General features: G+C 66.6%; 21 protein-coding genes. 9 read left to right on the top strand and 12 right to left on the bottom strand.

Annotated elements, in window-relative coordinates; genetic code table 11:
- The first annotated feature begins 8 nt into the window (after positions 1-8).
- Positions 9-617, top strand: coding sequence for a response regulator transcription factor (locus C515_RS0101445; RefSeq protein ID WP_043647620.1), 609 nt, complete (start codon positions 9-11; stop codon positions 615-617).
- A gap of 325 nt (positions 618-942) precedes the next feature.
- On the opposite strand, the gene C515_RS0101440 is transcribed toward C515_RS0101445, so the two are convergent.
- The 6 genes from C515_RS0101440 to C515_RS22155 all read right to left on the bottom strand — a co-directional run bounded on the left by C515_RS0101440 (position 943) and on the right by C515_RS22155 (position 9,964).
- Entirely contained in the window at positions 943-1,935 is a 993-nt protein-coding gene (locus tag C515_RS0101440; protein ID WP_028454073.1) for a hypothetical protein, read from the bottom strand.
- Positions 1,936-2,127: 192 nt separating this feature from the next.
- Complete coding sequence (locus tag C515_RS0101435; RefSeq protein ID WP_028454072.1) at positions 2,128-2,439, bottom strand: hypothetical protein; 312 nt, start codon at positions 2,437-2,439, stop codon at positions 2,128-2,130.
- 48 nt (positions 2,440-2,487) lie between these two features.
- Positions 2,488-2,799, bottom strand: a complete 312-nt coding sequence (locus C515_RS0101430; RefSeq protein ID WP_028454071.1) for a hypothetical protein — start codon at positions 2,797-2,799, stop codon at positions 2,488-2,490.
- A complete protein-coding gene (locus tag C515_RS0101425; protein WP_158380759.1) occupies positions 2,796-4,466 on the bottom strand; it encodes a hypothetical protein in 1,671 nt (556 codons plus the stop codon). Before C515_RS0101425 ends, C515_RS0101430 begins: the two co-directional genes overlap by 4 nt.
- A 289-nt stretch (positions 4,467-4,755) precedes the next feature.
- On the bottom strand, positions 4,756-8,355 hold the full coding sequence (locus C515_RS0101420) for an ATP-binding protein (RefSeq protein ID WP_028454069.1): 3,600 nt from the start codon (positions 8,353-8,355) through the stop codon (positions 4,756-4,758).
- 376 nt (positions 8,356-8,731) lie between these two features.
- Entirely contained in the window at positions 8,732-9,964 is a 1,233-nt protein-coding gene (locus C515_RS22155) for a GGDEF domain-containing protein (protein WP_144290292.1), read from the bottom strand.
- A 138-nt stretch (positions 9,965-10,102) separates the two neighbouring features.
- On the opposite strand from C515_RS22155, the gene C515_RS0101410 reads away from it, so the two are divergent.
- On the top strand, positions 10,103-11,044 hold the full coding sequence (locus C515_RS0101410; protein WP_028454067.1) for a carbohydrate kinase family protein: 942 nt from the start codon (positions 10,103-10,105) through the stop codon (positions 11,042-11,044).
- 211 nt (positions 11,045-11,255) lie between these two features.
- On the opposite strand, the gene C515_RS19005 is transcribed toward C515_RS0101410, so the two are convergent.
- Positions 11,256-12,266, bottom strand: a complete 1,011-nt coding sequence (locus C515_RS19005) for an NAD(P)/FAD-dependent oxidoreductase (RefSeq protein WP_051304501.1) — start codon at positions 12,264-12,266, stop codon at positions 11,256-11,258.
- Positions 12,267-12,613: 347 nt separating this feature from the next.
- Between C515_RS19005 and C515_RS0101400 the strand changes: the two genes are divergently transcribed.
- From C515_RS0101400 to C515_RS22150, 4 genes are all read left to right on the top strand, one after another.
- Positions 12,614-13,699: a hypothetical protein gene (locus C515_RS0101400; protein ID WP_043647618.1), complete on the top strand. Its 1,086-nt coding sequence runs from the start codon at positions 12,614-12,616 to the stop codon at positions 13,697-13,699.
- Between the two features lie 101 nt (positions 13,700-13,800).
- Positions 13,801-15,018: a toxic anion resistance protein gene (locus C515_RS0101395; protein ID WP_211233954.1), complete on the top strand. Its 1,218-nt coding sequence runs from the start codon at positions 13,801-13,803 to the stop codon at positions 15,016-15,018.
- Positions 15,019-15,028: 10 nt separating this feature from the next.
- Positions 15,029-16,606 carry a substrate-binding and VWA domain-containing protein gene (locus C515_RS0101390; protein WP_028454064.1) on the top strand — a complete coding sequence of 526 codons (1,578 nt, stop codon included), beginning with the start codon at positions 15,029-15,031 and terminating at the stop codon, positions 16,604-16,606.
- Positions 16,603-17,214, top strand: a complete 612-nt coding sequence (locus tag C515_RS22150) for a hypothetical protein (RefSeq protein WP_051304500.1) — start codon at positions 16,603-16,605, stop codon at positions 17,212-17,214. The genes C515_RS0101390 and C515_RS22150 overlap by 4 nt, the downstream gene beginning before the upstream one ends.
- A 107-nt stretch (positions 17,215-17,321) precedes the next feature.
- Here C515_RS22150 and C515_RS22145 read toward each other — a convergent pair whose 3' ends face one another.
- The 5 genes from C515_RS22145 to arsC all read right to left on the bottom strand — a co-directional run bounded on the left by C515_RS22145 (position 17,322) and on the right by arsC (position 21,588).
- Complete coding sequence (locus C515_RS22145; protein ID WP_028454063.1) at positions 17,322-18,260, bottom strand: phosphatase domain-containing protein; 939 nt, start codon at positions 18,258-18,260, stop codon at positions 17,322-17,324.
- A complete protein-coding gene (locus C515_RS0101375) occupies positions 18,257-19,393 on the bottom strand; it encodes an MGDG synthase family glycosyltransferase (protein WP_028454062.1) in 1,137 nt (378 codons plus the stop codon). The genes C515_RS22145 and C515_RS0101375 overlap by 4 nt, the downstream gene beginning before the upstream one ends.
- 90 nt (positions 19,394-19,483) lie before the next feature.
- On the bottom strand, positions 19,484-19,636 hold the full coding sequence (locus C515_RS24250) for a hypothetical protein (protein ID WP_169719571.1): 153 nt from the start codon (positions 19,634-19,636) through the stop codon (positions 19,484-19,486).
- A 72-nt stretch (positions 19,637-19,708) separates the two neighbouring features.
- Positions 19,709-20,839 (bottom strand): DUF3616 domain-containing protein, encoded by a 1,131-nt coding sequence (locus C515_RS0101365; RefSeq protein ID WP_028454061.1) that lies wholly within the window; start codon positions 20,837-20,839, stop codon positions 19,709-19,711.
- Positions 20,840-21,225: 386 nt separating this feature from the next.
- Positions 21,226-21,588 carry an arsenate reductase (glutaredoxin) gene (arsC, locus tag C515_RS0101360; protein ID WP_028454060.1) on the bottom strand — a complete coding sequence of 121 codons (363 nt, stop codon included), beginning with the start codon at positions 21,586-21,588 and terminating at the stop codon, positions 21,226-21,228.
- Positions 21,589-21,763: 175 nt separating this feature from the next.
- On the opposite strand from arsC, the gene C515_RS0101355 reads away from it, so the two are divergent.
- Genes C515_RS0101355 through C515_RS0101345 form a run of 3 tightly spaced genes read left to right on the top strand, consistent with a single transcriptional unit; the run spans position 21,764 to position 24,905 of the window.
- Positions 21,764-22,516 (top strand): GntR family transcriptional regulator, encoded by a 753-nt coding sequence (locus C515_RS0101355; RefSeq protein ID WP_028454059.1) that lies wholly within the window; start codon positions 21,764-21,766, stop codon positions 22,514-22,516.
- An 8-nt stretch (positions 22,517-22,524) separates the two neighbouring features.
- On the top strand, positions 22,525-23,892 hold the full coding sequence (locus C515_RS22135) for a GGDEF domain-containing protein (RefSeq protein WP_051304498.1): 1,368 nt from the start codon (positions 22,525-22,527) through the stop codon (positions 23,890-23,892).
- 44 nt (positions 23,893-23,936) lie between these two features.
- Entirely contained in the window at positions 23,937-24,905 is a 969-nt protein-coding gene (locus C515_RS0101345) for an autotransporter domain-containing protein (protein WP_051304533.1), read from the top strand.
- The last annotated feature ends 132 nt before the right edge of the window (positions 24,906-25,037 follow it).

Below are 25,037 nucleotides of genomic sequence, written 5' to 3'. Positions count from 1 at the left end.
GAAGCCCGATGCCCACCCTGTTCCTGCTCAGCCACGATCCCGGCCTCTTGGCCCACTGGCAAAGCATCGCCACCGGCTATGCCATCCGCAGCGGCGCGGACTGGCCGCAAACGCCGCCCGACCTCGTGATGGCCGATCTGGACGCCCCGGCCGTGCGCGGGCAGGACGATGCCTGGTGGCAGGCGCGCAGCGGCGAAACCCTGCTGATCGCCGCCACCACCTGCCCCGGCGACGAGGAAGGCCTGCGCCTGCTGCGCTGCGGCGTGCGCGGCTATTGCCAGGCGGCCGGGCCGGCGGCACTGCTGGAGCAGGTGCTCGCCGTCGTTGCCGCTGGCGAAATCTGGGCGGGACGCACGCTGGTGCAGCGCTTGCTGCAGGCCGTGCAGGCCATCCAGCCGCCCCGGCCGGTCGATCGCGGCGCCATTCTCGCGCCCTTGTCCGAGCGGGAACGCGAAGTGGCGCTGCTGGCCGCCCGCGGTGCCGCCAACAAGGACATTGCCCGCCAGCTGGCGATTACCGAACGCACGGTAAAGGCGCACCTGAGCGCGGCGTTTGACAAGCTGGCCGTCGCCGACCGCGTGCAGCTGGCGCTGAAAATCAACGGCGTGCTGCAGTAAACATCCTCTTCAGGCCATCACGCCGGCGAACCCGGCGGCCTGAACCAGACTGCCAATCAAGACTTGTGTTGCCCAGACTTGCGAAAACAGGGACACAAACAGACCTGATTCAAACAGACCTGATTAGCAAGACTTCTCAGCATGGCATGCCCGCGAAGGCGGGCATGCCGTATCCACGCGGCATTGCCGGGTTCCCGCTTGCGCGGGAGCGACGTTTTTACCGCTTGCCGAGCCTTCTTGCCAATCGGGAAAACTGAAGAATTAACAGGGTATATAGCCAAAACCCTTTAAGAGAAAATGCTGTGGCCACATACCCATCAATCAATTACTCCCAGGGCAGCGACACTTCCGGCTCCTGATTCAGGCGCAGCCGGTAGCCACTCGGGGTCAGTGCAACGCGGGCGCTGGTGCCAACCGCCCCCTTGAGCAGCATTTCCCCGGCAACCGGGAAATCGTCGGCATCGAAGAACAACGGCTGAGCCGTGGCAACGTCGAGCATGCCGTTGAGCATGGGCCCGCCCGTGAAATGAGTACCCCAGCCGCCAACCCGCCCCTGCAGGATCGCACCGCCGAGCGGATCGATCTCGAAGCGCAGGCGCTGCGCCGCCTCGATGTAGTCATACGCCACGCCGGCCCAGCTGCCGCGGTCTTCCCGCGTGAAGTCCATGTCTTCGATCTTCAGTCGCTCGCCCTTCTGGAAAAGCCGCGCCCGGGTCTGCACCTTCTCCACATAACTGAACATCGGGCCAGCATCCACCGCGAAGGTGGTCTGCTCCTCCAGCACATAGGCTTCGTCATAGCCGACAGCATCGATCCAGCTGTAGCGCGCCCAGCCGGTCTGCTCGGTCTGCGCGGTGCCGCCGCCCTCGATGGCCTGGGTTTCGCGGCAGGCCTTGAACCAGACGGTCGCGACATCGCCACGGTATTCAATGACGATCTCGCCGCTGACCGCGCATTTCTCGACCTCGACTTCCACGGCAGGCTCGGCGCTGGCCGCTGCGCGCTTCTGCATGGCCTGCTTGCTGCGCAGCAGCGCACGCGCGGCCGGCGCCGCGGCTTTTGAGGGCAGCTTCACCAGATCGCCACTGACATACAGCGCCGAGATCGGGGCGTACACCGCCACGGCGGGGGCGGCAAAGCGGTTTTCGGCGCCAAGCTTCAGCAGCGGAGAGGGTTCCGGCAACGGCGTGGGCACGGGTGTGGGCAGCGGTGTCGGAACCGGCGTGGGGGTCGGCGCGCCGGACGGGGCATCGCCGCCGCCGCCGCAACTGGTCAGCAAGAGGCCGGTCATGGCCAGCAGTGCAGTGTGTTTGAGCATGATGGATTCCTTGAAGGCTTAATTCACAACCTGATTAGCAAGACTCTTCAGCTTTGTTGCCGTCATTCCGGCGAAAGCCGGAATCCAGAAGGTTTAACGAAACGTTTGCAGTCTGGATGCCGGCCTTCGCCGGCATGACGGGTTGTTGGTGAATGCTTGCTGAGACAGCTTTCTAATCAGGATTCACAAAGATCAGGGTTGCGGGCGGGCGGGCGGCGGAGCGAGTTGCAGGTTGAGCACCTCGGGCGGGACATTGTCCGGCGCCCTGAACTGGCGGCTGGCCTGCGGGACGGGCGCCAGCGAGGCTGGCCGCATGCGCGGCTCGTTACACCGTTTCTGTTTTTCAACCCTCTCCAGGAGCAGGCATCCCTTCGAATCGCGGAGCTTCGAGTAATCGATGAAGGCATGCGCGGCCAGGGGCTGGGCAACGAGTCCAAGGGCCAGCAGCCCCTGCAAGGCGGCGCGGCGCGGCCGGCGGCACAGGACGGATCGGATGGTCATCATGGTTGGCTTTCTCCGGCAATGGATGAGTCAGGGTAAAGGGACTGCCGCTCACGGCTGGCGCGGGCCGGACGGTGGCGCCAGCTGCAGATTCAGCACTTCCCGGGGAACCCCCTGCGGCGCAAGCGGGGAGGCCAGCGCCGGCGACAGGGTGCGCTGGGCGGACCGGGGCGCATTGCGCGTGTACGTGCACGGGTTGGGCTTGGGTTTGGCCATGGCTTCCAGCTCGGCGTTGCTTTTCCAGACTTCCTTGCCGTTTTCGCAGACATACTTGCCTGCCGCAGCCTGCGCCGCAAAAGGCATGGCCAGCAGGCACAGGATCAGCAGGCAGGACCGAGCCGAGCGGTTTACTGAGCGCTTCATGCTTTTTCTTCTCCAGGGTAAGGCCCTTGCGGACCGGATAATCGAGCCACTGCCGCGACGCCCGACCGCCAGCGCAAGACCGCGAGTGAAGCCGCCAGCAGCAGCAGGCACAGCAGCGGCAGCCAGCGCGGATGACGGCTGTAAAAGGTCAGGTCATCGCGCAAGCCGAGCGTGTAGACCGCATGCCCGCCAGCCTGGCGGGGGGACAGCGCCGTCATGCGCCCGCCGGCATCGACGGCAAAATCGCCGCCATCGGTATTCACGCGGACCAGATCGCGGCCGTTTTCCAGCGCGCGCAGACGGGCGAACCAGGCAAACTGGTAGGCATAGTGGCCGTGCCGTGCTGCTTCGTCGTTGGTCAGCCAGACCAGGCTCTGGGCGCCATTGCGCACCTGTTCGGCCACGTTTTCCGGAAACAGCAGCTCAAAGCAGATGACTGCACCAACGCCATGCACCCTGCCCTGATGCTGCAGGTGAAACGGCTGCGGGGGCGTACTACCGGCACTCAGCCACAGATAGCGGTCACCCGGCTCGCCGGCCCAGAGCCGGCTCAGCCAGGCTGCGCCGGCGGGCCACAGGTCGGCGCCGGGCAGGAATTCGACAAAGGGCGCGAGCTGTCGCTTGGCATCGACGCGAATGGGCCAGCCTGCCTGCGGATCCTCGGCAAGAATCAGCTGCGCCAGCGGCGGGGTGAGCATGGCTGCGCCGGACACTCGCGCGGCGGCATCTCCTTCGCGGGCCGCGTAGGGCGGCGGCGGATATTCGACCGTATAGGGCAAGAGGCTCATCGTGGCCAGCAGTACGGGCGTATGCCATTGCGCGACGCGGGTCAGCACGCGATTGCGGACCGCCGGCTCATCCAGCAGGGCGCCGGGATAAACCGCCTCGGGCCAGACCAGCAGGTCGGGCCGGGCCCGCATGGCGGCAGTACTCTGCTGCAGCGCAGCCGACAAACGACCGTCGTCCCCGCCAAAGGCAAGGCCGGGATTGATGGTGGCCACGCGCAGGCTGGCCACGGGCGGTGCGACGCCGCCACCGGAACGCACCAGGGCGGCCAGCAGCAGCGGGAGCAGCGCCACGGCCAGCCACACGGTGCCGGCCCGGCGCGAGGGCTGCGCCCAGCAGGCCCGCAACAGCACATTCAGCGCCAGTACCCAGGCGCTCAGCCCCCAGACACCGGTCCAGGCCACCAGTGGCGCGGGCAGCTCCAGCCGCGCCAGAATGGCGCCGCTGACCCACCAGGGCGCATTGCTCGGCCACCAGGTGCTGAAGGCGTATTCGACCAGTACGGCCAGCGGCAGCCAGACTGCCAGCACGCCGGTGCGCTGCCAGCGGCGGTAACATGGCCCGTAGGCTGCCAGCAGCAGCCAGCTGGCCGGCAGATTGCTCAGCAGCAAAAGGCCCACCCAGGGCCCGAGCAGGAACATCAGCGGCAACAGCAGCGTCAGCTGGTAAGCCAGTGCAAACACCAGCGCCAGACAGAAGCTCCGGCGCGAGTGCTCCAGCGCCCAGAATGCCGGCAAGAGCGCGACAAAGGCCAGCGGCTCCAGCCACACGCCTTCCCAGCGCGGAAAGGCCATTGCCAGCAGCACGCCGGAGATCCCGGCGGCCAGCCACGGCAGCGCAGCCCGGCCAGCGCCACGCTCCAGCAGATTGATCACACGCACCTCGCAGGAAAACACTCATGCGGGGCACAGCCTGCGTCAAACTTTCCGCCAACTGACCCCGGCGCGGATTGTGCAGGCGTATCGTGAGCAGATCGTTATTGCCGGCCTTGTGCGACTCCTAATTAGGTAGCTATCTCAGCAAAGTACAATTCGTCATTCCCGCGAAAGCGGGAATCCAGCTGCAATGCCTGTTCGAGCGTCGCTCTGGATGCCGGCCTTCGCCGGCATGACGAGTTGCTGAGCTGGCTACCTAATCAGGTTGCAGCTTGACTCTGCGCGAGAGGCACCATCAGCTGGCAGACACGGCCTGGTGATCGGCACGGCAAGGGGCAGCGAACTGACCGGCCAGCCATTGCAGGCGTCGCACCAGACCGGGTGCGCCCTGCCGGTGCGCCAGGGCGATGGCTTCATCCTGCAGCCGTGCGGCCAGTTCGCCAGCGGGCGCGAGCAGTGCTTCGATCAGCAGCACTTCGGACAGGCAGTATTCATCCTCATACTGGGCGATGCCGGCCCGCGTTTGCGGCAGCAGGGCCAGCAACTCGGTACGGCGCTCCAGCAGCAGCAGAATGGACATCACCACCCAGCGGGCCGTGGTGGTGCCGGCCTGGTAGGCCTGGCTGAACTGTGCGGCGGCCTGCAGCACCGGTGCCAGATCGGCCAGCTGGCCGCAGCGGGCCTGACTCCACAGGGCAAACAGGCCATGGATGCCCTGCCAGAGCGGAAAGCCATGATGACGTCCCAGCGTCAACCCTTCAAGCGCGTGCGCGGCGGCCCCGGCGGCATCGTCGGCGCTCCAGCGTTCGGCAGCGGCAAAGGCCAGCATGAAGCACAGCGCGTGCGGCTTGCCGCCGGCGCGTGCCAGGGCAATGCCGTCCGCCGCCGTGCTGGCGGCCAGTTGCGGCTCGCCAAGAAACCAGGCATTCCAGCACAGGAAGGCACGCAGCAGGATGCCCAGATCCTCGCCCCAATAGCGCGCGCGCTCGTCGGCCGGCAGGCTGGCGGCCAGCGCAATGCCTTCCTGCTGCCAGCCTTTTGCCTCGGCGAAACGGCCGCGCCAGAACAGCGAATTGCCCATGGCAAAGCACAGCATCAGCCGCTTGGCCGGGGTATCGGCGAGCGGGCGCAGACGCTCGGCGATGATCAGCCCCTCGGTGCGCCCGAGTGAGCTGCCGCCCATGTAGAGGCCGCTGAGCGCGCGAAAGAGGTCTTCGCCGGCCTGCGGTTCGTCGGCCAGATCGCGCACCAGCGCCTCGTACTGGCGATGCCCTTGCTCCGAACCATAACCCTCGCTGAGCAGCGCCGCCTTGCCAACGGCAAAGCCCAGCTGCCGCGCCAGCACCGCGCCGGCTTGCGGCCAGTGCGGCAGCAAGCCCTGCGCGCGGCGGAAGCAGACCAGTGCATCACCGGCAAATTCGGCATTGAGCGCCAATTCGCCAGCGCGCTGCCACCAGCGTATGGCCTCGGGCCAGCGCCTGGCCTGCTCGAAATGGCCGGCAACCTCGGCGGCCGGCGCGCCGGAGCGGGTAGCCAGCCAGTCGCCATGCTGGCCGTGCAGGCGCTGGGCGGCGCCAGGCGGCAGCCCCTGATACGCAGCATCGCGAATCAGGGCATGGCGAAATTCATAGCAGCCCTCACCCACCGGACGCAGCAGGCGGTAGTGACACGCCAGTTCCAGCACCGGCGCAGGCTCATCCTTGGGCAAGAGGCGCGCCAGATCGCGTTCGCAAAATCGCTGGCCCAACACTGCGGCGCTCTGCAGCACGGCCTTGAAGGGGCCGAGGCGGTCCATTTCGCGGGTCAGCAGACCGTGCGCCGGATGCGCCGGCGACGTACTGCCATCGAGATGGCGGCGCGTCAGAAATTCGACAAACAATGGCACCCCGCCGCTGTCGCGGACAATTTGCGCCACGGCCGGCGGCGGCAGTTCGGCCTGCGCCGCATGCAGGCGCGCCAGCGCGGCGGCCTCGGCCTCGGCCAGCGGCGCCAGCTCGATCCGCTGCGGCGGACCGGCCAGATGCGCCAGCGGCTGATCATGCCGGGCCGTGCTCAGCAGCAGCACCGGCTGCTGCGCCAGCAAGCCGGCGTAGTGCGACCACCACTCGCGCGTGGCGAGATCGGCCCAGTGCAGGTCGTCGATCCACAGCAGCAGCGGCTGCTGGCTGCTCAGGGCATCGACCATCAGGCACAAGGCCCAGAACAGCTCGTTGCGGCCATCGGCCAGCGCCTGCTCATCGGCTTCGGCCTGCAGGAAATGCAGCAGGGTTGACCAGACCGGGCCAGCCAGCTCCGGTGCGGCCAGACCGGGCCAGCGCGCCAGCAGGCGCGCTTCCAGCGCCTCGCCGCCGCATGCCGTATCGCCCAGCGCCTGCAGCAGGGCGCGACGCAGCGGCGCCAGCGGCTGGCGCTGCTGGCCGTGCGAACATTGCAGGTGCAGCACCAGCGCGGACTGTGCCGGCAGCGCTTCGATCAGCGCCTGCGCCAGCCTGGTCTTGCCCACGCCGGGCTCACCCACTACCGCCACCCAGCTGGGTGCGCCCGCGCAGGCTTGCGCCCAGGCCGCGCGCAAAGAATCCAGCTGCTGCTGGCGCGCCACCATGGGCAAGCGCGCCTTGCCGGCGAGCGGCGACACGGCGACCGGCGCCTGCCAGCGCCAGACACCGGCGCCGATGGCCTGCCAATCCGGCAAACGCGCCGCAAGCTCGGCATCGGCCAGCACCTCGCCGGGCTGCGCACGGTGCGCCAGCAGCCAGGCACGCTCGGGCGCCGCACCAAACCAGTCGATACCGTCGGGCAGGACGCGGCAGATGACCGGACCAATCGCCAGCCCCAGGCACAAGCGCTGCGGCAGGGCCTGCAACAGCTCACGCACCGCTTGCAGGGCCCGCGCCAGCATCTGCTCGGCACCATCCTGTTCGCCAAACGCCACCCAGAATCCGCGCCCGCGCAGGGGAAGCGGACCAGCCTGCAAGCCATCAAGCAGGGCGCGAGCCGCCAGCAGGGTGGTCAATCCCGCGTCAGCGGCATCGCTGGCGTCGGTCGACGGCAGCGCCACAAACAGCAACAGCAGCGTGCGCTGCTCGACGGTAATGCTTGCCGGCACGACAGCCTGCGGCAACGCAGTCGGCGTCGATGCGCGCAACAGCGCGCGAATCTGCTCGCCGGGACGCAGGCCCAGCTCGCTGCGCAGATTGCGCTCCAGCTCGGCCGCGACCTGTTCCGCACCACGGCGGTCATCCAGCTGCAGCAGCAGGCGCATCAGGCTGGCCGCGCTTTCCTCGCCCAGGGGATCAATCTGCCAGCGCAGCCGCGCCACCAGCACCGCCGCGGCATCACGTCCTGCCGCCAGTTGCTGCGTGATCAGGCGCTGCATCGCCGCCAGCCGGGCGCGCTGCAAGCGCAAGCGCGCACTGCCGAGCCAGGCGGCAAAGGCCTCGCCCTCGGCCGACATGCTGCCTTCCAGCAGCTCGCCCAGACACTGGGGCAGCACCCGCTCCAGCCTGGCCCAGCGCGCCGCGTCACCGCCGTTTTCTTCCTCGCCCAGCGCCAGCAGCGCCGTTACATCCAGCCAGCCGCACGCCGGCACGCGCAGGCGCAGGCGCTGCCGTTCGATGTCCAGCCAGGGTGGCTGGCCAGCACTATTGAATACCCGCGCGAGATTGCTCAACACCTGGCGCAGATTGCCCAGCGCAGCGGCATCCGGCAGATCGGGCCACAGCAGGCTGGCCAGCGTGCCGCGCGCCTGCCAGGCCGGCGCTGCGCACGCCAGAATCGCCAGCAAGGCCCAGGCCTTGCGATAGCGCAGCTGTGCGCTGATATCGGCCTCGCCCAGCAAAAGCCGCGGCGCCCCGCACAGCCACAGCTGCAGGCCAGCCCCCTCCCCGCCGCTCATCGCCCGCCTCCGCACGGCAGCATCCGGATACCGGCATGAGCAGACAGGCAAGCAAACGAAGAATGGCTCATGGAAGCAAAGGCCCGCGTCAGAAAAGAACACAGTTTAGCAGCGCTGTCCGGAGTGCTGGAGATCGCCGAACAGGCGATGGCAAGGCGTACGAGGGAAGCGGCTTGTCCGGACGCTGGCGATGCCGGGGTGACGGAATGACAAGGCCAGAGCATGCATGGTGCGTGGTCATGTGTCGGCGCCATCCAGCGGCACCACAGGGGTATATACCCAGAACCTTTCCTGGCAATGAGCTTCACAGCAATACCCAATGCTGTTTAAGTCAGGCAGCCTTCCCGGCCAGCCACCCGGGCTGGCAGGAATGCGGTCAGGGCAGCGCCGGGCGGGGCATGGCCAGTTGCAGCTGGTTGATGGTGGCTTCGCTCACCGTATAGTTGTCGCGGCCACCGTCGCGGGGCGGCGGCGGGACGGAGTTGCGCTTGCGGCGTTCGGCGAGGCGTTCGCGGGCGGTCTGCAGCAGCTGGTCGAAATCGTCGCCGTCGCTGCCCAGCACGGCGGAGCCGAGCGTGGCCTGCAGGCGGATGGCGGCGTCGCCAAATTCGACATCGACACCCGAGAGCAGCGGGTCGAGCCGGCTGAGCAGCGGTGCAATGCTGGCGCCATCAAGCTCGACCAGCAGGCAGAACTCTTCGCCACCGATGCGCCCGGTGCACGAGCCGGCGGGCGCAGCGGCCTTCAGCTCATGGGCAAAGGCGCGCAAGGCGGCGTCGCCGGCGGCAAAACCGTAATGCTCGTTGACCATGCGGAAGCGCTCCAGACCGAAAACGACCAGGCCCAGCCGCACTTCGCGCTTGCGCGCACGGCGGATATCGCGCTGGGCGGCTTCCTCCATGCCACGCCGGTTGAAGAGCCCGGTAAGCGCGTCATGGCGCACCAGGCTGCCCAGGCGGGCGCGCAGCAGATTGGCGCTGAGCAGCAGCAGGCACAGCGGCAGGCAGACATTGAAAACCAGCAAATCCAGCCACAGCAGCAAGGGCCCGGGCGGCGCCAGCGGCAATTGCCCGGCGAGCGCACCGCCGGCCAGCAGCAACTGCGCAAGGCCGTGCAGGGCGAGCACGACAATGGTGGCGCGGCGCACGACGTTCATTTCGCCGGCCACGCGGCCCAGGCGCAACTCGCGGATCAGCAGCACGATGGGCAGCAGCTGCGTGGCGGCGGCGATCAGCAAGTCCCAGTGCGGCTCGGGGAAGAGCAGCGCATGCGCAAGCCCGGCCAGCAGCGCCAGAGGCACCAGCAGCGCCAGCCAGTCCAGTCGGGGCGCGCGGCGCGAAATGCGGCGCACGCCGGCCAGCCACAGCAGCAGCGCGGTAGCGAACAGCGGCAGCGCCAGCACCGTGCACCAGGGCTGCCGCCACAAACCGGCGGCCAGCAGCAGGGCGCTGGCCAGCGCCTGCAGCGCCATGCCCCAGGCCAGCGTGGGCAGTGCGCCATCGCGCTCGTGCCGGCTTTCCATGGCATGCAGCTGCAGCGCCCCCCAGCCCAGGCAGGCGCAGGCGACGGCAAACACGGCGAGGGTAAAGGGATCAAGCTGGAGGTTCACGGCAAAGGACACAATCGGTAAGCACAGGAAAAAAACGGCAGCCCCGCCCGCTCACAGCGCTCAGCGCGCCATGAAAACAATGTTCGCAGGTGATGGCAGCCCGGCCGTTATAATCGCGTCATTCACAAGGAGAACCCGATGTCCGTCCTGATCTGTGGCTCGATGGCCTACGACACGATCATGGTCTACCCCGACCGCTTCCGTCATCATATCCTGCCCGAGCAGCTGCATGTGCTTTCCGTATCCTTTCTGGTGCCGGAAATGCGACGCGAGTTCGGCGGCTGCGGCGGCAATATTGCCTATAGCCTAAAACTGCTGGGCGGCGAGCCGCTCGTCATGGCGACGGTCGGCAGCGATTTTGCACCGTATGCGCAACGCCTGGACCAGCTGGGCATCCGCCGCGACCACATTCGCGAGCTGCCCGAGCACTACACCGGCCAGTGCTTCATCACCACCGACCTCGACGATTGCCAGATCACCGCCTTTCACCCCGGGGCGATGGGCGAGAGCCACCGCAACCGCGTGGCGGACGTCAAGGAGGCCGTCGAGCTGGCCATCGTCGCTCCGGACGGCCGTGACGGCATGCTGCAGCACGCGGCGCAGCTGGCCGCAGCGGGCATTCCCTTCATTTTCGATCCGGGCCAGGGCATGCCGATGTTCGGTGGTGAAGAGCTGCTGACCTTTATCGACCAGGCCGACTATCTGGCGCTGAACGATTACGAATCGGCCATGCTGCAGCAGAAAACCGGCCTGACGCTGGACGAACTCGCCGGCCGTGTGAAGGCGCTGATTGTCACGCTGGGCGCCGAGGGCTCGCACATCTACGCCGACGGCGTGCGCCACGACATTCCGGCCGTGCCCGCTGCGGCGCTGGTCGACCCGACCGGCTGCGGCGACGCGTTTCGCGCGGGCCTTCTGTACGGCATCACGCAAGGCTGGGACTGGCCGACAACCGGCCGGCTGGCCTCGCTGCTGGGCAGCCTGAAGATCGCCCAGCGCGGCTGCCAGAATCACGCCTTCACGCGCGAGGAACTGGCCAGCCAGTTCCAGGCCGCCTTCGGCATGCCGCTGCCGGACTGATACCCAGCAACCCATGGAGCTGCAGCCAATCAACCAGAACGGCTACAACCCTATACCCATAGAAGCACCAGCACGCGTCGCCAGAAACCAGACAAATCTCAACGCAGAGGCGCAGAGGCGCGGAGGAAAGGCACGAAAACAGTCGTCTGTTTTTTCTCTGCGCCTCTGCGTCGGGTTTGGGTTTTCGCGACTCTGGCCCGGCTTCTGGCCTTCAGAACACTTCGGTCAGCGCCACCGGAATGCCGCAATGCCGGCGCGCCAGCGCCAGGCCGGAGAGGAAGGCCCCTTCCACCCGGCCGCCCAGCAGCCAGTCGCCGATCAGCGCCAGGCCATCGCCGCTTTCGCGAAAGGCATCCTGCGCGGCCTGCGCCGGGCGGGCGTAGCGCCAGCGGTGCGCGGCAATGCTCAGGCGCTCCGGCACCGGCTGGCCGGGCGCCAGCTGCGCGCAGAGCTTGAGCAGCGCCTGCTCCAGCAATTCGGCCACCGTTTCATGCGGCAGATCCAGATGCGCGGCCGACCAGGTCGGCGAGGCATGCAGCACCCAGTCCAGCCCGGCCGGGCGGCCCGGCTTGCTGGCATTGTCGGCCAGCCAGGCCAGCGGCTCGCGGTTGATGAAGAGGCCGGAAAACGGCAGCGGCAGCGGCGCGGCAAAACTCAGCAGCAGGGTCCAAGCCGGCAGCATGTCGGCATTGGCAGCATGTCGCAGCAAGTCGTGCCCCGGCGGCAACAGCGCGGCGGCCTGCGCCGGCGGCATGGCCAGCACCACGCGCCGTGCCCGCCATTCGCCGTGTTCGGCCAGCACCCGCCAGCCCTCGCCCTCGGGCAGCAGCGCGGTCACCGTGGTATGCAGATGATGGGGCAAGGGCGCGGCCATGGCCTTGCACACGGCCGTCATGCCCGGCACGCCGACGTAGCGGATCATCGGCCCGGCATCGCCCAGCGTTTCGCCATCCCAGACGGCGATGCGCCCCTGCCAGATGGCCGCCAGGCCGTCATCGACCCAGTCGGTCACCAGGGTGTGAAAATCGGGATGGGTGGCGGTGAAGTACTGCGCACCATGATCCCAGGCATTTTCGCCGCTGCGCCGCGTCGCCATGCGCCCGCCAAAACCGCGCGATTTGTCCAGCAGCAGCACCTGCCAGCCGGCATCGTGGACGGTACGGGCATAGGTCACCCCGGCCATGCCGGCCCCCACCACGATCACATCCATCAGCGCATCCATGTTCACCCCTTGAGCAGTGCATTCACTTCAGCACAAGGCAGCCGGCTTGCCTAGCGGCGGTGCGGCATTGCGGCATCGGAGCAACAGCGACCCGCGTCGGCCGCCGGGCAGCGGGCAGCAAGTCCGTCGGGGCCGCGCCTCATGCGGGCAGCGCCTGTCCGCGCAGCGTTTGCGCCGGAGCCCGCGCCTTGCCGCGTGGGCGACTGCGGCTGGCCGTCCATGGCATCACCTGCCTCGTACTCACCGTCATGAAAACGTCATGATTTTGAGATGTTTCTTATTTCATACTTCCCGTCAAATTACCAATCAGCAAGAAACTTGCGAAGAAGGGCAGATTGAAACGATACATGGGCCCCGTCCTGGCGCTGATCCTCGGGGTAGCGGTGGTGGCGGGCATTCTGCTGTCGGCCTTTGACAAACGCGCCGAAGAGGCCGCCGCCGGACCGGCGCTCACCCAAGTGCGCGGGCTGATCGGCTCGGAAAAGGAAACCTTCTATCGCGACCCGCGCGTGGTCGCCGCCTTTGCCCGCCTCGGCCTGCAGGTGGACGTGCAGAAGGCCGGTTCGCGGGAAATGGCCGCGCACCCCGAACTGAAGCGTTTCGACTTTGGCCACCCGGCCGGCAGCCCGGCCGCTTTGCAGCTGCAGCAGGTCGCGCGCGCGCAGAAGACCTACACGCCCTTTTTTACGCCGATGGCGGTGGCATCCTGGCAAAAGCTGCTGCCGGTGCTGGAAGCCAACAAGCTGGTGGCCAGGCGTGACAACAGCTACTTCATCATCGACATGCAGCGACTGCTGGGGCTGATCGGCAGTGGTACGCGCTGGCGCGAGCTGCACGGCAACACGGTGTATGACAGCGGCCGCGCGGTACTGATTTCGTCCACCGATGTGCGCAAGTCGAATTCCGCCGCCATGTACCTCGCGCTGGCGAGCTATGTGCTCAATGACGGCAATGTCGTGCATGCCGATGACGACATTGCCCGCCTGCTGCCCGCCCTGACCCCGCTGTTTCTGAAGCAGGGCTTCCAGGAAGCCAGCTCCGCCGGGCCTTTTGACGATTACACCGGCATGGGAATGGGCAAGGCGCCACTGGTGATGGTGTATGAATCGCAATTCCTCGAATACCAGTCACGCCTGCCGCAGCCGAATCCGGACATGGTGCTGCTCTACCCGCTGCCAACCGTGTTCACCAAGCACGTTCTGGTGCCATTCAGCGAAGCCGGCAGCCGCGTGGGCGAGGCGCTGCAGCACGATGCCGAGTTGCAGCGCCTCGCCGCGGAATATGGTTACCGGGGCGCATCTCCGCAGCATTTCACCGCGTTCATGCAGCAGAAAAAACTGCAGGCGCCGGCCACACTGGTCGATGTGATTGATCCGCCCGGTTTTGCGGCCATGGAAAAGCTGATTGATGGCATCGCGCAGGGGTTGCAATAAGCGCCAGCCAATACCCTGACTGATATACGACCACAACCCAATACCAGCAATGGTCATATGGCCATACCCCACTATTTCGAACTTGAGCAAGGAACAGGGCAATGACGAATGCTTCCACCATGGCGCCCCTGAAGGCCCCGGAACCGCTGGTGCTGACCCCGCCCGAGCTGATCGCGGCGGTGCCGGCCGAACGTGCGCCGGAAATGGCGCCCCTGCCGGCCGAGCTGAAAGCACGCGTCGAGGAGCAGGTCGGCCGCTTTGTCGATAGCCTGCTGACCGAAGACGTGAGCAGCGATGGCTTTCGCCAGCGCCTCGATGCAGCCTTCCACCTTGGCCGCGAGGAAATCGCCCAGTCGGCCAATCTGATGACGGGCCGTTTCATGGAGCGCAATTTCGTTGGCGTGGAAAACAGCCCGGCCTTCAAGGCCATCAACCAGCTGCGCAGCCAGCTCGACGAGCTGAATCCGGGCAAGCAGGGCGATCTGCTGTCCGAGAATAAGCTGCTTGGCCTGATTCCCTTCGGCAACAAGCTGAAAGCCTATTTCCGCAAATTCCAGTCGGCCAGCAGCCAGCTGGGCACGGCGCTGCAGCAGGTGCATGCCGCCCGTGACGACATGCAGAAAGACGTGGCCGAAATCGAACTGGTCAAGCAAAAGCTGTGGGAGGCCATGCAAAAGCTCAACGCCGCCATCCACTTCGCGCGCGAGCTGGACACGCGCATCGCCACTCAGGTGAGCACGCTGCAGGCCAGCGATGCGCAACGCGCCCGGGCGCTGGAGCAGGAAGTGCTGTTCTATGCCCGGCAGAACCTGACCGACATGCAGACGCAGATGGCCGTGACGGTGAACGGCTATCTGGCGCTGGAGGTGCTGAAAAAAACCGGCCGCGAAATGGCCAATGGCTGCAGCCGCGTCGCCACCACCGGCATGTCGGCGCTGGCGGTTGCGACGACTGTCGCACGCGCCACCGGCAACCAGATCGAAGTAATGAACATGCTGCAGGGCGTCTCGGGCACCATCAGCGAGCTGATCGACCAGAGCGGGCGGGCGCTCAATACGCATGTGCAGAAAACCGGCGAATTTGCCAGCAACCCGCTGATCGGCATCGAAAGCCTGCAGGCCATGTTCGACCAGACCTTCAGTGCGATGGATGCGATGGACAAGTTCCGTTCCGAGGCGATCAGCGTCATGGGCAAGAACAATGAGCTGATCCGCCAGGAAATCGACCGCGCCCAGGTCTATGTGGATCGTGCGCGCGGCGAGGCGGTGCGCCAGACACTGGCCGCCGGCAACGACCTGGCCGGCCCGGTCAGGCTCTGAGGACATCGTTATGCGTAAATGGCTGGGCGTACTGGCCCTGGCGGGTGTTTTGCTGCTGAGCGCTTGCAAGGATGGCAAGGAGGCGGCACAGGAAGCCGCCGCCGCGGCCGAACTCACCGTACTGGCCGGCTCGGAACTGAAGGACATCGAGCCCCTGCTGCCGCAGATCGAAGCCGCGACCGGCATCCGCCTGAAGCTGCACTATGCCGGCACGCTCGATGCGGTCGAACGGCTGCAGGATGAAGGGCAAGCCTATGATTTCGCCTGGCTGGCCAGCAACAAGTATGCGCTGCTTACCCCAGCGGCCAAGGCCAGAATCCGCGCCAGCGAGCGCACGATGCTGTCTCCGGTCGTCATCGGCATCAAAACCTCGGTCGCCCGCACGCTTGGCTGGGCCGACGCGGCGCGGCCGCCCAGCTGGGCCGATATTGCGCGAGCCTGCGGCGAAGGCAGGCTGCGGCTGGCGATGACCAGCCCGGCCAGCTCCAACACCGGTTTTGCCGCCGTACTGGGGCTGGCCAGCGCGCTGGCCGGCAAGGGCGAAGCGCTCGAACTGGCCGATATCGACTTTGCCGCCCAGGCCCGCTTTGCCAGGGCGCAAACCGTCACCGCCGGCTCCTCGGGCTGGCTGGCCGATACCTATGTGCGCGAGGAAGCACGGCTGGACGGGCTGGTCAATTACGCCTCGGTACTGCAGGCGCTGGCGCCCAAACTGAGCGAGCCGCTGACCCTGGTCTATCCGAAGGACGGCGTCATCACGGCGGATTACCCCTTCATGCTGCTGCGCGAAGAGCGGCGCGCCGACTATGACAGGCTGGTGGCCTACCTGCGCGGCAAGGAATTCCAGCAGGCCATGACGGCCAGCACCTATCGCCAGCCGGTGCATCCCGAGGTCCAGGCCGCCGGCAGCAAGACGGATTATTTCGAGCTGGCGTTTCCCGCCAGGCTGGAAGTGATCGACGGGCTGCTTGATGCCTATCTGCATGCCGTGCGCCGCCCGGCGGACTCCACCTTTATCGTCGATGTCAGCGGCTCGATGCAGGGTGAACGCATCGAGCAGCTGCGCAAGTCGCTGCAGGGACTGGCGGGCGCCGACAGCAGCCTGACCGGCCGCTATGCCCGGCTGCGTGATCGTGAACGCATTGCCCTCGTGCGTTTTTCCGATCACGTCGAAGACCAGCAAGTGTGGGAGCTGGGCAAGGATCGCCAGCGCAATGACCGGCAGCTGCAGGCCTTTTCCGACTATGCCGGCCAGTTGCAGACCACCGGCGGCACGGCCATCTATACGGCGGCCAAGGCCGCTTACGAGGCGGCGCTAGTGCGCCAGCATCGCGACCCCGACCGGACCTACACCCTGCTTTTGATGACCGACGGCAAAAATAACGAGGGGCTCAGCGCCAAAGAATTCCTTGCCTGGTTTGCCGCCCTGCCCCCGGAACGGCAGCGCATCCGCATTTTTGCCGTGCGCTACGGCGAGGCGCGCAGCGAGGAGCTGGATGCACTGACCCAACCGACGGGCGGACGCGTTTTTGATGCCAACAAGCACGGTCTGCAGGCGGCATTCAAGGAAATCCGGGGCTACCAATGAGGCTGATGCCCAGGCTGATGCTCTTCCTTTACAGCCCGCGCAACATTGCGGGCAGCATCGCCGCCTTGTGCGTGCTGGCCTTGTTCTTTGCCGGCGTGGTCCGCAACTGGTGGTTGCCGCTGACGCTCGGCGCCTACCTGTCCGGCTGGCTGCTGCTGCCACGGGCGACCCTGCCGCTGCCGGCACGGCTGCAGGGTTTGCCGCCGGATGAGGCGATGGATGTGCTGTGCCGCGAATGCGCCTCCCGCTTGCCCGGGCCGGCGATGGCGCGGCTGGAAGCCATCCGTGCCCAGCTGCATGAACTGGCGCCACGCCTGCAGGCCATGCCGCAGGCCGGCACTGCCGCGCTGGAACTGAGCAACGCCGTCACCCGCGATCTGCCGGCCACCCTGCACAATTACCTCGCCCTGCCGCCGCGCTTTGCCAGCCAGCACCCGCTGCGTGACGGCAAAACCGCAGCCCATTTGCTCGACGAGCAGCTGGCGCTGCTGCAGGACGAACTGGCGGAAATCTCCGTCGGCATCTTCAGCCAGGATGCCGACCGCCTGCTCAGCCACGGCCAATACCTGCAGCAGAAGTTTCAGCCGTATTCGTTTCTGGAGCATTAGGCTCTGTTGACGTTTTGTTTGCGCTGCCCGTTTGTGCTGTTTTTGGCCTGAAGCAAGGCGCCCAGCCGGCATTCACGCCCCCTGCGGGCCTCCGGCCGGATCCGGCATCACTCAGCGGCAGGCCGCTTGCCAGCCAGCAAGGCGGCCGTGTCCTGCTGGCCGGGGTAGCGGGCGCGCTGCGGGTCGGGGCTAACGCGGCGGATCCAGACCTTGCCGACCTGCTGCGGGAATTCGCGCTGCATGGCCGCGTAAATTTCCGGATCGCGCTCGCCGTCGTCGCCGAACAGATCGAAACGCACGTCTGGAAAGGCCCGGAAGATGGCGCGCAGGCGGTCGAGCTTGTAGGCTTCCTGGTCGCTCAGCGGGTCACGACTTTCGTGGCCGACTTCCTTCAGCAGCAGCACGCCGCGCGGGAAGCGGTTCTTGGCCAGGAAACGGCGAATGCCGTCGGTGAGCTGTTTCGGCGACGCGGACAGATAGAACAGCGGCGTCGCTTCCGGGTTCGGATTGCCGGCAGCCAGCCGCGCGTACAGCCCGGCCATGCCGGCGACGGCCTCGCGCGATTCGGGCGGCACGCTGAGGCTGTTCTTCAGCAAGCGCAATTTGTTCGGCACGTCGCTGACGACGATGGTGTCGTCAAGGTCGGAAATCAGCCCGTAGCGGTTGCGCGCGTCGTGCACCAAAAGGCCCGCCTTGCTGCTGGGCGGCACGCTGCTGCCGATCTCGTGCCAGCCCGGAGCCAGCGCGAGCTTCTGGTTCGCCGCCAGCGCCCAGTAGCCGTGATCGTCGGCCCGGCTGCTCCAGGCCAGCGCACCGACTGACCAGCCCACCTCGCCCTCGGCGCTGCTGGCGAACAGCAGCCGCGTGCTGCGGTACAGCGTATCGAGCTTGCCGGAATCGGCCTTGGCCGGCTGATGATTGTCCCCGGTCAGCCGCCCGGAAAACCAGTAGCCGGCCGCGGTGGCCCAGCCATCGTCAACGATGTTCTGCCCGGCTGCCTGTGCCAGGCCGCAGGCCAGCAGCAGGGCAATCGCGCAAGCCCTCATGCCGGCAGCATCCGCAAGGCGGCCAGCAGCGCAGCGGCAATGTCGGCGGCGGCCTGCGGCCTGGCGATGCGCGCACAGGCGGCGCGCATCGCGGCCATTCTGGCGTGATCGTCGAGCAGGGTGCGGAAAAACCACGCGGCGTCGCCGGCGTCGTAGAGCCGCACCGCGGCCCCCTCTTCGAGCAGGTATTCGCAGTTGCGCTGCTCCTGCCCCGGAATCGGCGCGACCAGCGCCATCGGCTTGCCCTTGGCGAGAATCTCGTTGGTGGTCAGCCCGCCCGGCTTGGTGACGACAAGGTCGGCGGCGTCCATCAGCTCGTGGATATTGCTGACAAAACCATAGACGGTCACCGGCGTCGCCATCGTCGCGGCCCTGGCGCGGCACGCGGCTTCCAGCTCGGCATTGCGCCCGGCGACGACAACGACGCTGAGCCCGGCATCATCGGCGCCGAAGGAATCGAGCATGGCCAGCAGGGGGCCGACGCCGAAGCCGCCGGACAACAGCAGCACGGTCGCTCGTTCGGGCAGGCCCAGCGCGGCGCGCTGCGTGGCTGCCGGCGTCTGCTGCGCAAAAATCGGGTCGATGGGAATGCCGGACACGCGGATGCGCTGCGCGTCTATGCCCTTGCGGGCCAGCTCGCGCGCACCGGCCGGCGTGGCCACGTGGTAAACGTCGATGTGCGGGTAAACCCAGAAGGCGTGCGGGCTGACGTCGGTGACCACCGCGTGCACCGGCGTATCGAGCTTGCCGCGCCCCCTGAGGTCGGACAGCAGCTCCAGCGGCAGGAAATGCGTGCACAGGATGGCTTGCGGGCGCGCCTCGGCGAGCAGCTTGCCGAAGGCGCGGCTGTTGACCTTGTCGAAGGCCAGCCGCGAGCGCGCGGTCTTGCTCCTGGGCGGCTTCACCACGTCGTAGCGTTCATAGAGGTGGCCCCACAGCCCCGGCGCGGTCTGCACCAGGTCGATATAGGCCTTGGCGTACATCTTGCGGAAAAACGCCGTCGTGCATTGCAGCGTGTCGACGACGCGATGGCCGGGGCTGCCGGCCTGCTCGAGCGCGGTGGCGACGGCCTGCGCCGCGCGGGTATGGCCGGCACCGGCGGTGGCGTGCAGCAGAAGGAGGGGCGTGCTCATCGGGCCGTCATCGTTTTGCAAGAAACCTGCACTATGCCTACGCGCCGTGCGCGGTGCAAGTGGGCGGCTTAACAGCCTCGCGACCGCGCCTCACTCCTTGACGCAGCGGGCATTGGCGTAAGGCCCCGAGGCCTTCTGCCAGCCCGGGCCAGGGCTGGTCTGCGCGCAGAAGGTCTGGCCGTCCCGACTGCTTTGCCACAGCCACCACGACGCCGGGGCAGCCAGCGCCGGGGCAATCAGCATGATCGACAATACAGGTATATGCCTGAAGCCCTTTCTCAAGATACCCTCCAGCCGCATCACCAATGGGGTATATCAGGCACTGACCGGTTTGCGCGCCGGTTTTTTCACCACCGGATCGCGCTGCAGCAGGTCGGCCAGCACCACGTGCTCGGCCGGGCAGCGGGCCGGCGCCGGGGCGTCGTAGAGCACCAGCCATTTCGCCGCGCCGGGCAACAGCGTCTGCGGCAGGCGGGCGATGGCCTCGGCGCGGTCGGTGCCGATGCCGTGCGGCAAGCTCAGCACCTCGCGCGGGCCGTCTTCCCACAGCATTTCCGGGCAATCGTCGGGTACGCTGGCCAGCGCGGCGGCGGCGTTGTCCCAGCGGAACACGCGGATTTCGCCGTCGAGCACCATCGTCGGCCCGGCGAGGATGAAGAGGTCGTCGCCATCCCAGAGCAGGTCGCGCACGCCCAGGCCGCTGAGCTTGAGGAAGTGCTTGCGGTAACGGTGCCTGTCGCCGAGCTTGCCCAGACGCAGGCCGCCGTCCTTGTCGCGCGGGCGCACCTCCAGCAGGCCGGACCAGCCGCGCAGCACCGGGCCGCGCAGGCCCAGCAGCAGGTGGTCGTCGTGCACGGCCAGCCCTTCGATGTCGAAGCCGTTGTCCTTGCCCGGTATCGCCAGATAGGCGCCCAGGTGCACGTCGTCGGCCAGCCGGGCGGTCAGCTCGTTTTCGCGGTCGTTGCCGCTGAGGATGGCCGCCGTGCGGCCATCGGCGGTGCGGCGCGCCAGCTCGCTGCCGTGCGGGCCGTCGACGACCGGGATGCGCGCCAAGAGGCAGCGGTTGCCGTCGTGCGACACGCTGGCGAGCCGCTTGAGATTTTCGGCGATCGTGCGTCCGGCCTTGGGCGCCTTGCGCTTGAGGCCGTGCGAGCCGACCAGCCACAGATAGCCGCCATGAAACGCCATGCCTTCCAGATCGGCCTCGATGTCGGCCGCGTCGGGCAGCGCCAGGTAGTCGGCCAGCGCGAAATAGCGCGAATTGCCGTAGCGCAGTGTTTCGCCGGCGAGCGGGTCGAGCCTGGAGAGCCGCATCAGCCCGGCAGCCTCGTCGCCGGCCACCCACAGGTCGTGATTGACGAAGGCCGCGCCGGACAGATTGGCGTGCACCAGCGCTTCGCCGCTGAATTCGAGACGGACGGAATAAGCTTGCATTTGACTGGGCATGGCGAGCTCCCTGAATGAAATCAGCGCGATTATCGGCCAAGGCGATGACAAAGGGTTGGCGAGCGCGCGTTTGCGGTAAAAGTGTCGCGAAATGTTGCCAGGCGCCCCGGCAAGCTGGCGGGGCGGCGTAAAAACTAATCAAACCTCAACAGAGCCTAGAAACCCTTCTCAGCAAACCACAAAACACAAAACACAAAACCTATTGAACCACAGAGGCACAGAGGGCACAGAGGAAGCAAAACCCTGAGAATTGCCTGGACGTGCTCCGGGTGTTCTCGGTGTTCTCGGTGTTCTCTGTGGTTGATTTGGGTTTTGCTGAGAAGTCTTGCTGATCAGGAAAAATTATCGAACAGCAACAGAACCTGGGCCGCGCAGCTTCTCGGTGATCAGGACGCCGCAGCACCCAGCAGCGCCAGCACGCGCTCGGGCGGGCGGGCAAGCACGGCGCGCTCGTCCAGCACGACGATGGGACGCTCGATCAGACGCGGGTGGACAACCATGGCGGCAATGAGGGTATCGTCATCCAGCCCATCAGCATCAAGGGCCAGGGCCCGATACTCCTCTTCCTTGCTGCGCAGCAGTTCACGCGGGCCCATGCCGAGCAGCGCCAGCAGCTCGCGCAGCGTGGCCGCATCGGGCGGAGTTTTCAGGTAATCGATGATTTCGGGGCTAATGCCCTGCTCCTGCAGCAATGCCAGGGTTTCGCGCGACTTCGAGCAGCGCGGATTGTGATAGATGCGCACAGCCATCGGATCGTTTCTCCAGTTGCGATTGCCGGCATTGTACCCGCCCGGTCCGGCGCCGGCCGGGCGCGGCGGAGTGTCTTGCCAAGCAGACAAACAGCGATTTTGCATGCAGCTTTACAACAAATGTCACCGCAGTCTCCTATCCTGCAAGCATTGTTTCCCGGCCCGGTTGTTGCCCATGACTGCTTCGTCTCCTGCCGAGCGCAAACTGCTCGCGCTCAATCCCGACCCCGAACTGCCGCAATCCCTCGCCCTGCAGTTTTTCCAGAAATTGCGCATCGCCGTCTGCGCCGGCTACTGGCAGCCGGGTGAACCGCTGCCCGAGGCGCAGCGCTTTGCCGAGCTGCTGGCCATCAGCACGGCGGACGCCGCCATGGCGCTCGACCAGCTGCGCGCGGATCACTGGATCATGCGCGATGCCGACGGCCATGATGTGATCACCCCCAAGATCGACCAGCCGGTGTCGCGGCTGGCCAGCCTTTCCGACATGCTGCGCGCACGCGGTTTCGTGCCGGGCTCGCGCTGGCTGGCGCGTAGCGTCTGCGCCCCCGATCTGGACGAACAATGGCGGCTGAACCTGCAAACCGGCCAGCAGGTTGCGCGACTGGAACGCATCCGTACGGCCAACGACATCGTGATCGGCTACGAACGCTCCACGCTGCCGCACAGCCTGTTGCCCGATCCGCTGCAGGTCGGCGCCTCGCTCTACGAGTACATGGAAGCCCAGCAGCTGCATGTGGCGCGCGCCGTCGAGGAAATCACAGCCATCAATTGTGATGCCGCCATGGCCGCGCGCTGCGGGCTGCCGGTCGGCCAGCCCATGCTGCGCCTGACCCGGGTGAGCGCCATGCAAAGCGGCCAGCTGATCGAGCTGACCTATTCCTATTTCCGCAGCGATTACTACCACTATGTGGTGGAACTGAACGGCTAGGACTGCGCATGGACAAGCACCGGATGCCTTCCGAAAACGAGCTGGCCGCCTGGATCGGCGATTTGCCGCTGGCCGCCTGGCAAAAAGACCTGCAGCTGCGCTATCGCGCCTCCAGCCCGGCCTGGGCGGCCCTGCTGGGACAAGAGTCGGGCGCCGCGCTGCTGGGCCGGCAGGATACCACGCTCTTGCCCCCCTGGGATGCGCAGCGCCTGCTGCGCGACGACCTGCAGGCGCTGGCGCACGCAGGCAACAGCGAAAGCGAATTCGACCTCTGCCTGCCCGACGGTTCGCTGCGCCGGCTGCGCTGTCAGCGCCGCTGCCTGCACGACAGCAGCGGCGCGCTGATCGGCCTGCAGGGTTTCATGCAGGACATTTCCCAGGAACTGCTGCTGGCGCGCCGGCTGAAGGAGCAGGAAAACCGCCAGAACAGCTGGCTGCGCGCACTGCAGGATCACGCCCTGCTGTGCACGATGGACCGCCAGGGCCGCATCACCTATGTGAGCGCCTCACTGGCGCGCCTGCTGGGCCAGCTGCCCGATACCCTGGTCGGCCAGCGCCGTCCGCAGCACTGGCTGCCCGCAGGCATGGAGCTGCGCTACTACCTGGCGCTGGCCGAACAGGGCAATCCGGCCAGCTTCGAGTTTTCCGGTACACACCCGCATGGCAATCCCTACCACCTGCGCTCGCTGATCATTGCGCTGAACCGCGCCAGCGAGCAGGAACAGGTGTTCTTCGAACTGATCACCGACCTGAGCCAGGAAAAATCGGTAACGGCCTCGCTCAGCCGCGCCAATGACCAGCTGCTGCGCGTGCTGCAGGACAACACCGAGCTGATCACCCAGCTGGAAGTCACCGCGCGCACCGATCCGCTGACCGGCCTGATGAACCGCCGCGCCTTTTTCGAGCGCGCCGCGCAGGAGGTCGCACGCAGCGCGCGCAACCACCAGCCGCTGGCGCTGCTGATGCTCGACATCGATTTCTTCAAGCGCATCAACGACACCCACGGCCACGAGGCGGGCGACCGCGCGCTGGTGCGGCTGGCCGATGTGCTGCGCGGGCAGTTGCGCAATATCGACGTGCTGGCGCGCATGGGCGGCGAGGAATTCGCGCTGCTGCTGCCCGACACCGACCAGGTTGCCGCACCGCTGATCGCCGAACGGCTGCGTCAGGCCGTGGCGCAGCAGACGCTGGGCAGCGGCGAGGCGGCCTTCGGCTTCACCGTGAGCCTGGGCGTGGCGGCGCGCCAGCCCGACGAGCCGATCGACACCCTGCTCAACCGTGCGGACAAGGCGCTCTACAAGGCCAAGCATGCCGGCCGCAACCGGGTGTGTCTTGCGGCCAACGAGCCGGATGGCGCGCAGGATGCCGTCAGCTGAGCGGTGTTATCCTTGCCGCCGTGATCGACCGCCCGAATTGCATCATGGCCCAGCCCGCATCCGCCCTCTTTCCTGCCCGCACCGTGCTGGCGGCCTGCCTGCTGAGCCCGCTGGCCGCCAGCAGCGCGGCCGCCGATTACCGGCTGCGGGATGTGAACCTGCGCCAACATGCCGACGGCGTGCTGGCGCTGATGTCCTACTCGGCGATTCCCGACCTGGCGTCGAGCTCGCTGTCGATCAGCAACGCGCAAAGCGGCAACCCCTCGCTGAACATGAGCCAGCTCGGCGGCGGCGCGACGATGAGCAAGGAAACGCCGATCTATCTGGAAGGCGCCATCGGCTACAGCCGCTACGACCCGGTGTTTGTCGCCAGTCGCGGCGAGGATGCGCGCGAAATCCCGCTGAAATGGAACTCCGGCACGCTGCAGGGCGGCATAGGCTGGGATTTTCCGCTCAGCGACAGCGGTGAATGGGTGATCCGGCCGATTCTGAATATTTCGCTGGGCACGGTCGCCAGCGACCTGCGCATCGGCAAGTGGTGGCTGGACCAGAATACCGAACTCAATACCGATTTTCTGGATGGCGGCCAGATGACGGTCGGCGGCCTGGGTGGCGCGCTGATGCTGGATTACGAAAAGGTCAGCCCCGAGCACGACATCGACCTCGAATTCCGCTACTCCTACATCCATCTGGAAACCATCGCCGGCAGCAAATCGATGGCAGGCCGCGCCGATTCGTCGACGGCGAATGTCTATGCGCGCTGGCGCGCGCCGATCAGCGACTGGAGCCTGCTGGGCAAGCCCTTCCGCTATGTGCTGGAAGCATCACATTCGCGCTACTTCGGCGACCAGGCCGGTGTGCTGGGCTTTGACTACCTGTCTTCGGTCGGCGCCGGCATCGAGCTGGACTCCAGTGCCTACAACATCTGGATCACCCGCACGCGGCTGGTCGCGCGCTATATGTTCGGCAACAATGTGCACGGCTACTCGATCGGGCTGGCCTGCTCGTTCTGAGTGAGGGGTGGAAATACGCCACAACCTATCTCCACAAAGCCATTTCCAGCAATAAGCTTCAACGACATACCCCGCAAAAAAGCCGTCATGAACTGACGGCTTTTCTGATTTGCGCAGCAGGCAATCCGGCCC

The sequence above is a fragment of the Chitinilyticum litopenaei DSM 21440 genome, from assembly GCF_000428145.1.
Lineage (GTDB): Bacteria > Pseudomonadota > Gammaproteobacteria > Burkholderiales > Chitinibacteraceae > Chitinilyticum > Chitinilyticum litopenaei.
Note: the sequence above shows the minus strand (reverse complement) of the source record. Positions and strands in the feature narration are given on the sequence as shown.

Bases quoted from the DNA above. Each gene is read 5' to 3' on its own strand.
- C515_RS0101445 (WP_043647620.1), top strand. From the start codon at position 9: ATGCCCACCCTGTTCCTGCTCAGCCACGATCCCGGCCTCTTGGCCCAC.
- C515_RS0101365 (WP_028454061.1), bottom strand. From the start codon at position 20,839: ATGCCCAGTCAAATGCAAGCTTATTCCGTCCGTCTCGAATTCAGCGGC.
- C515_RS0101440 (WP_028454073.1), bottom strand. From the start codon at position 1,935: ATGCTCAAACACACTGCACTGCTGGCCATGACCGGCCTCTTGCTGACC.
- C515_RS22145 (WP_028454063.1), bottom strand. From the start codon at position 18,260: ATGAGGGCTTGCGCGATTGCCCTGCTGCTGGCCTGCGGCCTGGCACAG.
- C515_RS24250 (WP_169719571.1), bottom strand. From the start codon at position 19,636: ATGCTGATTGCCCCGGCGCTGGCTGCCCCGGCGTCGTGGTGGCTGTGG.
- C515_RS19005 (WP_051304501.1), bottom strand. From the start codon at position 12,266: ATGGATGCGCTGATGGATGTGATCGTGGTGGGGGCCGGCATGGCCGGG.
- C515_RS0101395 (WP_211233954.1), top strand. From the start codon at position 13,801: ATGACGAATGCTTCCACCATGGCGCCCCTGAAGGCCCCGGAACCGCTG.
- C515_RS22150 (WP_051304500.1), top strand. From the start codon at position 16,603: ATGAGGCTGATGCCCAGGCTGATGCTCTTCCTTTACAGCCCGCGCAAC.
- C515_RS0101390 (WP_028454064.1), top strand. From the start codon at position 15,029: ATGCGTAAATGGCTGGGCGTACTGGCCCTGGCGGGTGTTTTGCTGCTG.
- C515_RS0101355 (WP_028454059.1), top strand. From the start codon at position 21,764: ATGACTGCTTCGTCTCCTGCCGAGCGCAAACTGCTCGCGCTCAATCCC.
- C515_RS0101430 (WP_028454071.1), bottom strand. From the start codon at position 2,799: ATGAAGCGCTCAGTAAACCGCTCGGCTCGGTCCTGCCTGCTGATCCTG.
- C515_RS0101345 (WP_051304533.1), top strand. From the start codon at position 23,937: ATGGCCCAGCCCGCATCCGCCCTCTTTCCTGCCCGCACCGTGCTGGCG.
- C515_RS0101435 (WP_028454072.1), bottom strand. From the start codon at position 2,439: ATGATGACCATCCGATCCGTCCTGTGCCGCCGGCCGCGCCGCGCCGCC.
- C515_RS0101420 (WP_028454069.1), bottom strand. From the start codon at position 8,355: ATGAGCGGCGGGGAGGGGGCTGGCCTGCAGCTGTGGCTGTGCGGGGCG.
- C515_RS0101375 (WP_028454062.1), bottom strand. From the start codon at position 19,393: ATGAGCACGCCCCTCCTTCTGCTGCACGCCACCGCCGGTGCCGGCCAT.
- C515_RS0101400 (WP_043647618.1), top strand. From the start codon at position 12,614: ATGGGCCCCGTCCTGGCGCTGATCCTCGGGGTAGCGGTGGTGGCGGGC.
- C515_RS22135 (WP_051304498.1), top strand. From the start codon at position 22,525: ATGGACAAGCACCGGATGCCTTCCGAAAACGAGCTGGCCGCCTGGATC.
- C515_RS0101410 (WP_028454067.1), top strand. From the start codon at position 10,103: ATGTCCGTCCTGATCTGTGGCTCGATGGCCTACGACACGATCATGGTC.
- arsC (WP_028454060.1), bottom strand. From the start codon at position 21,588: ATGGCTGTGCGCATCTATCACAATCCGCGCTGCTCGAAGTCGCGCGAA.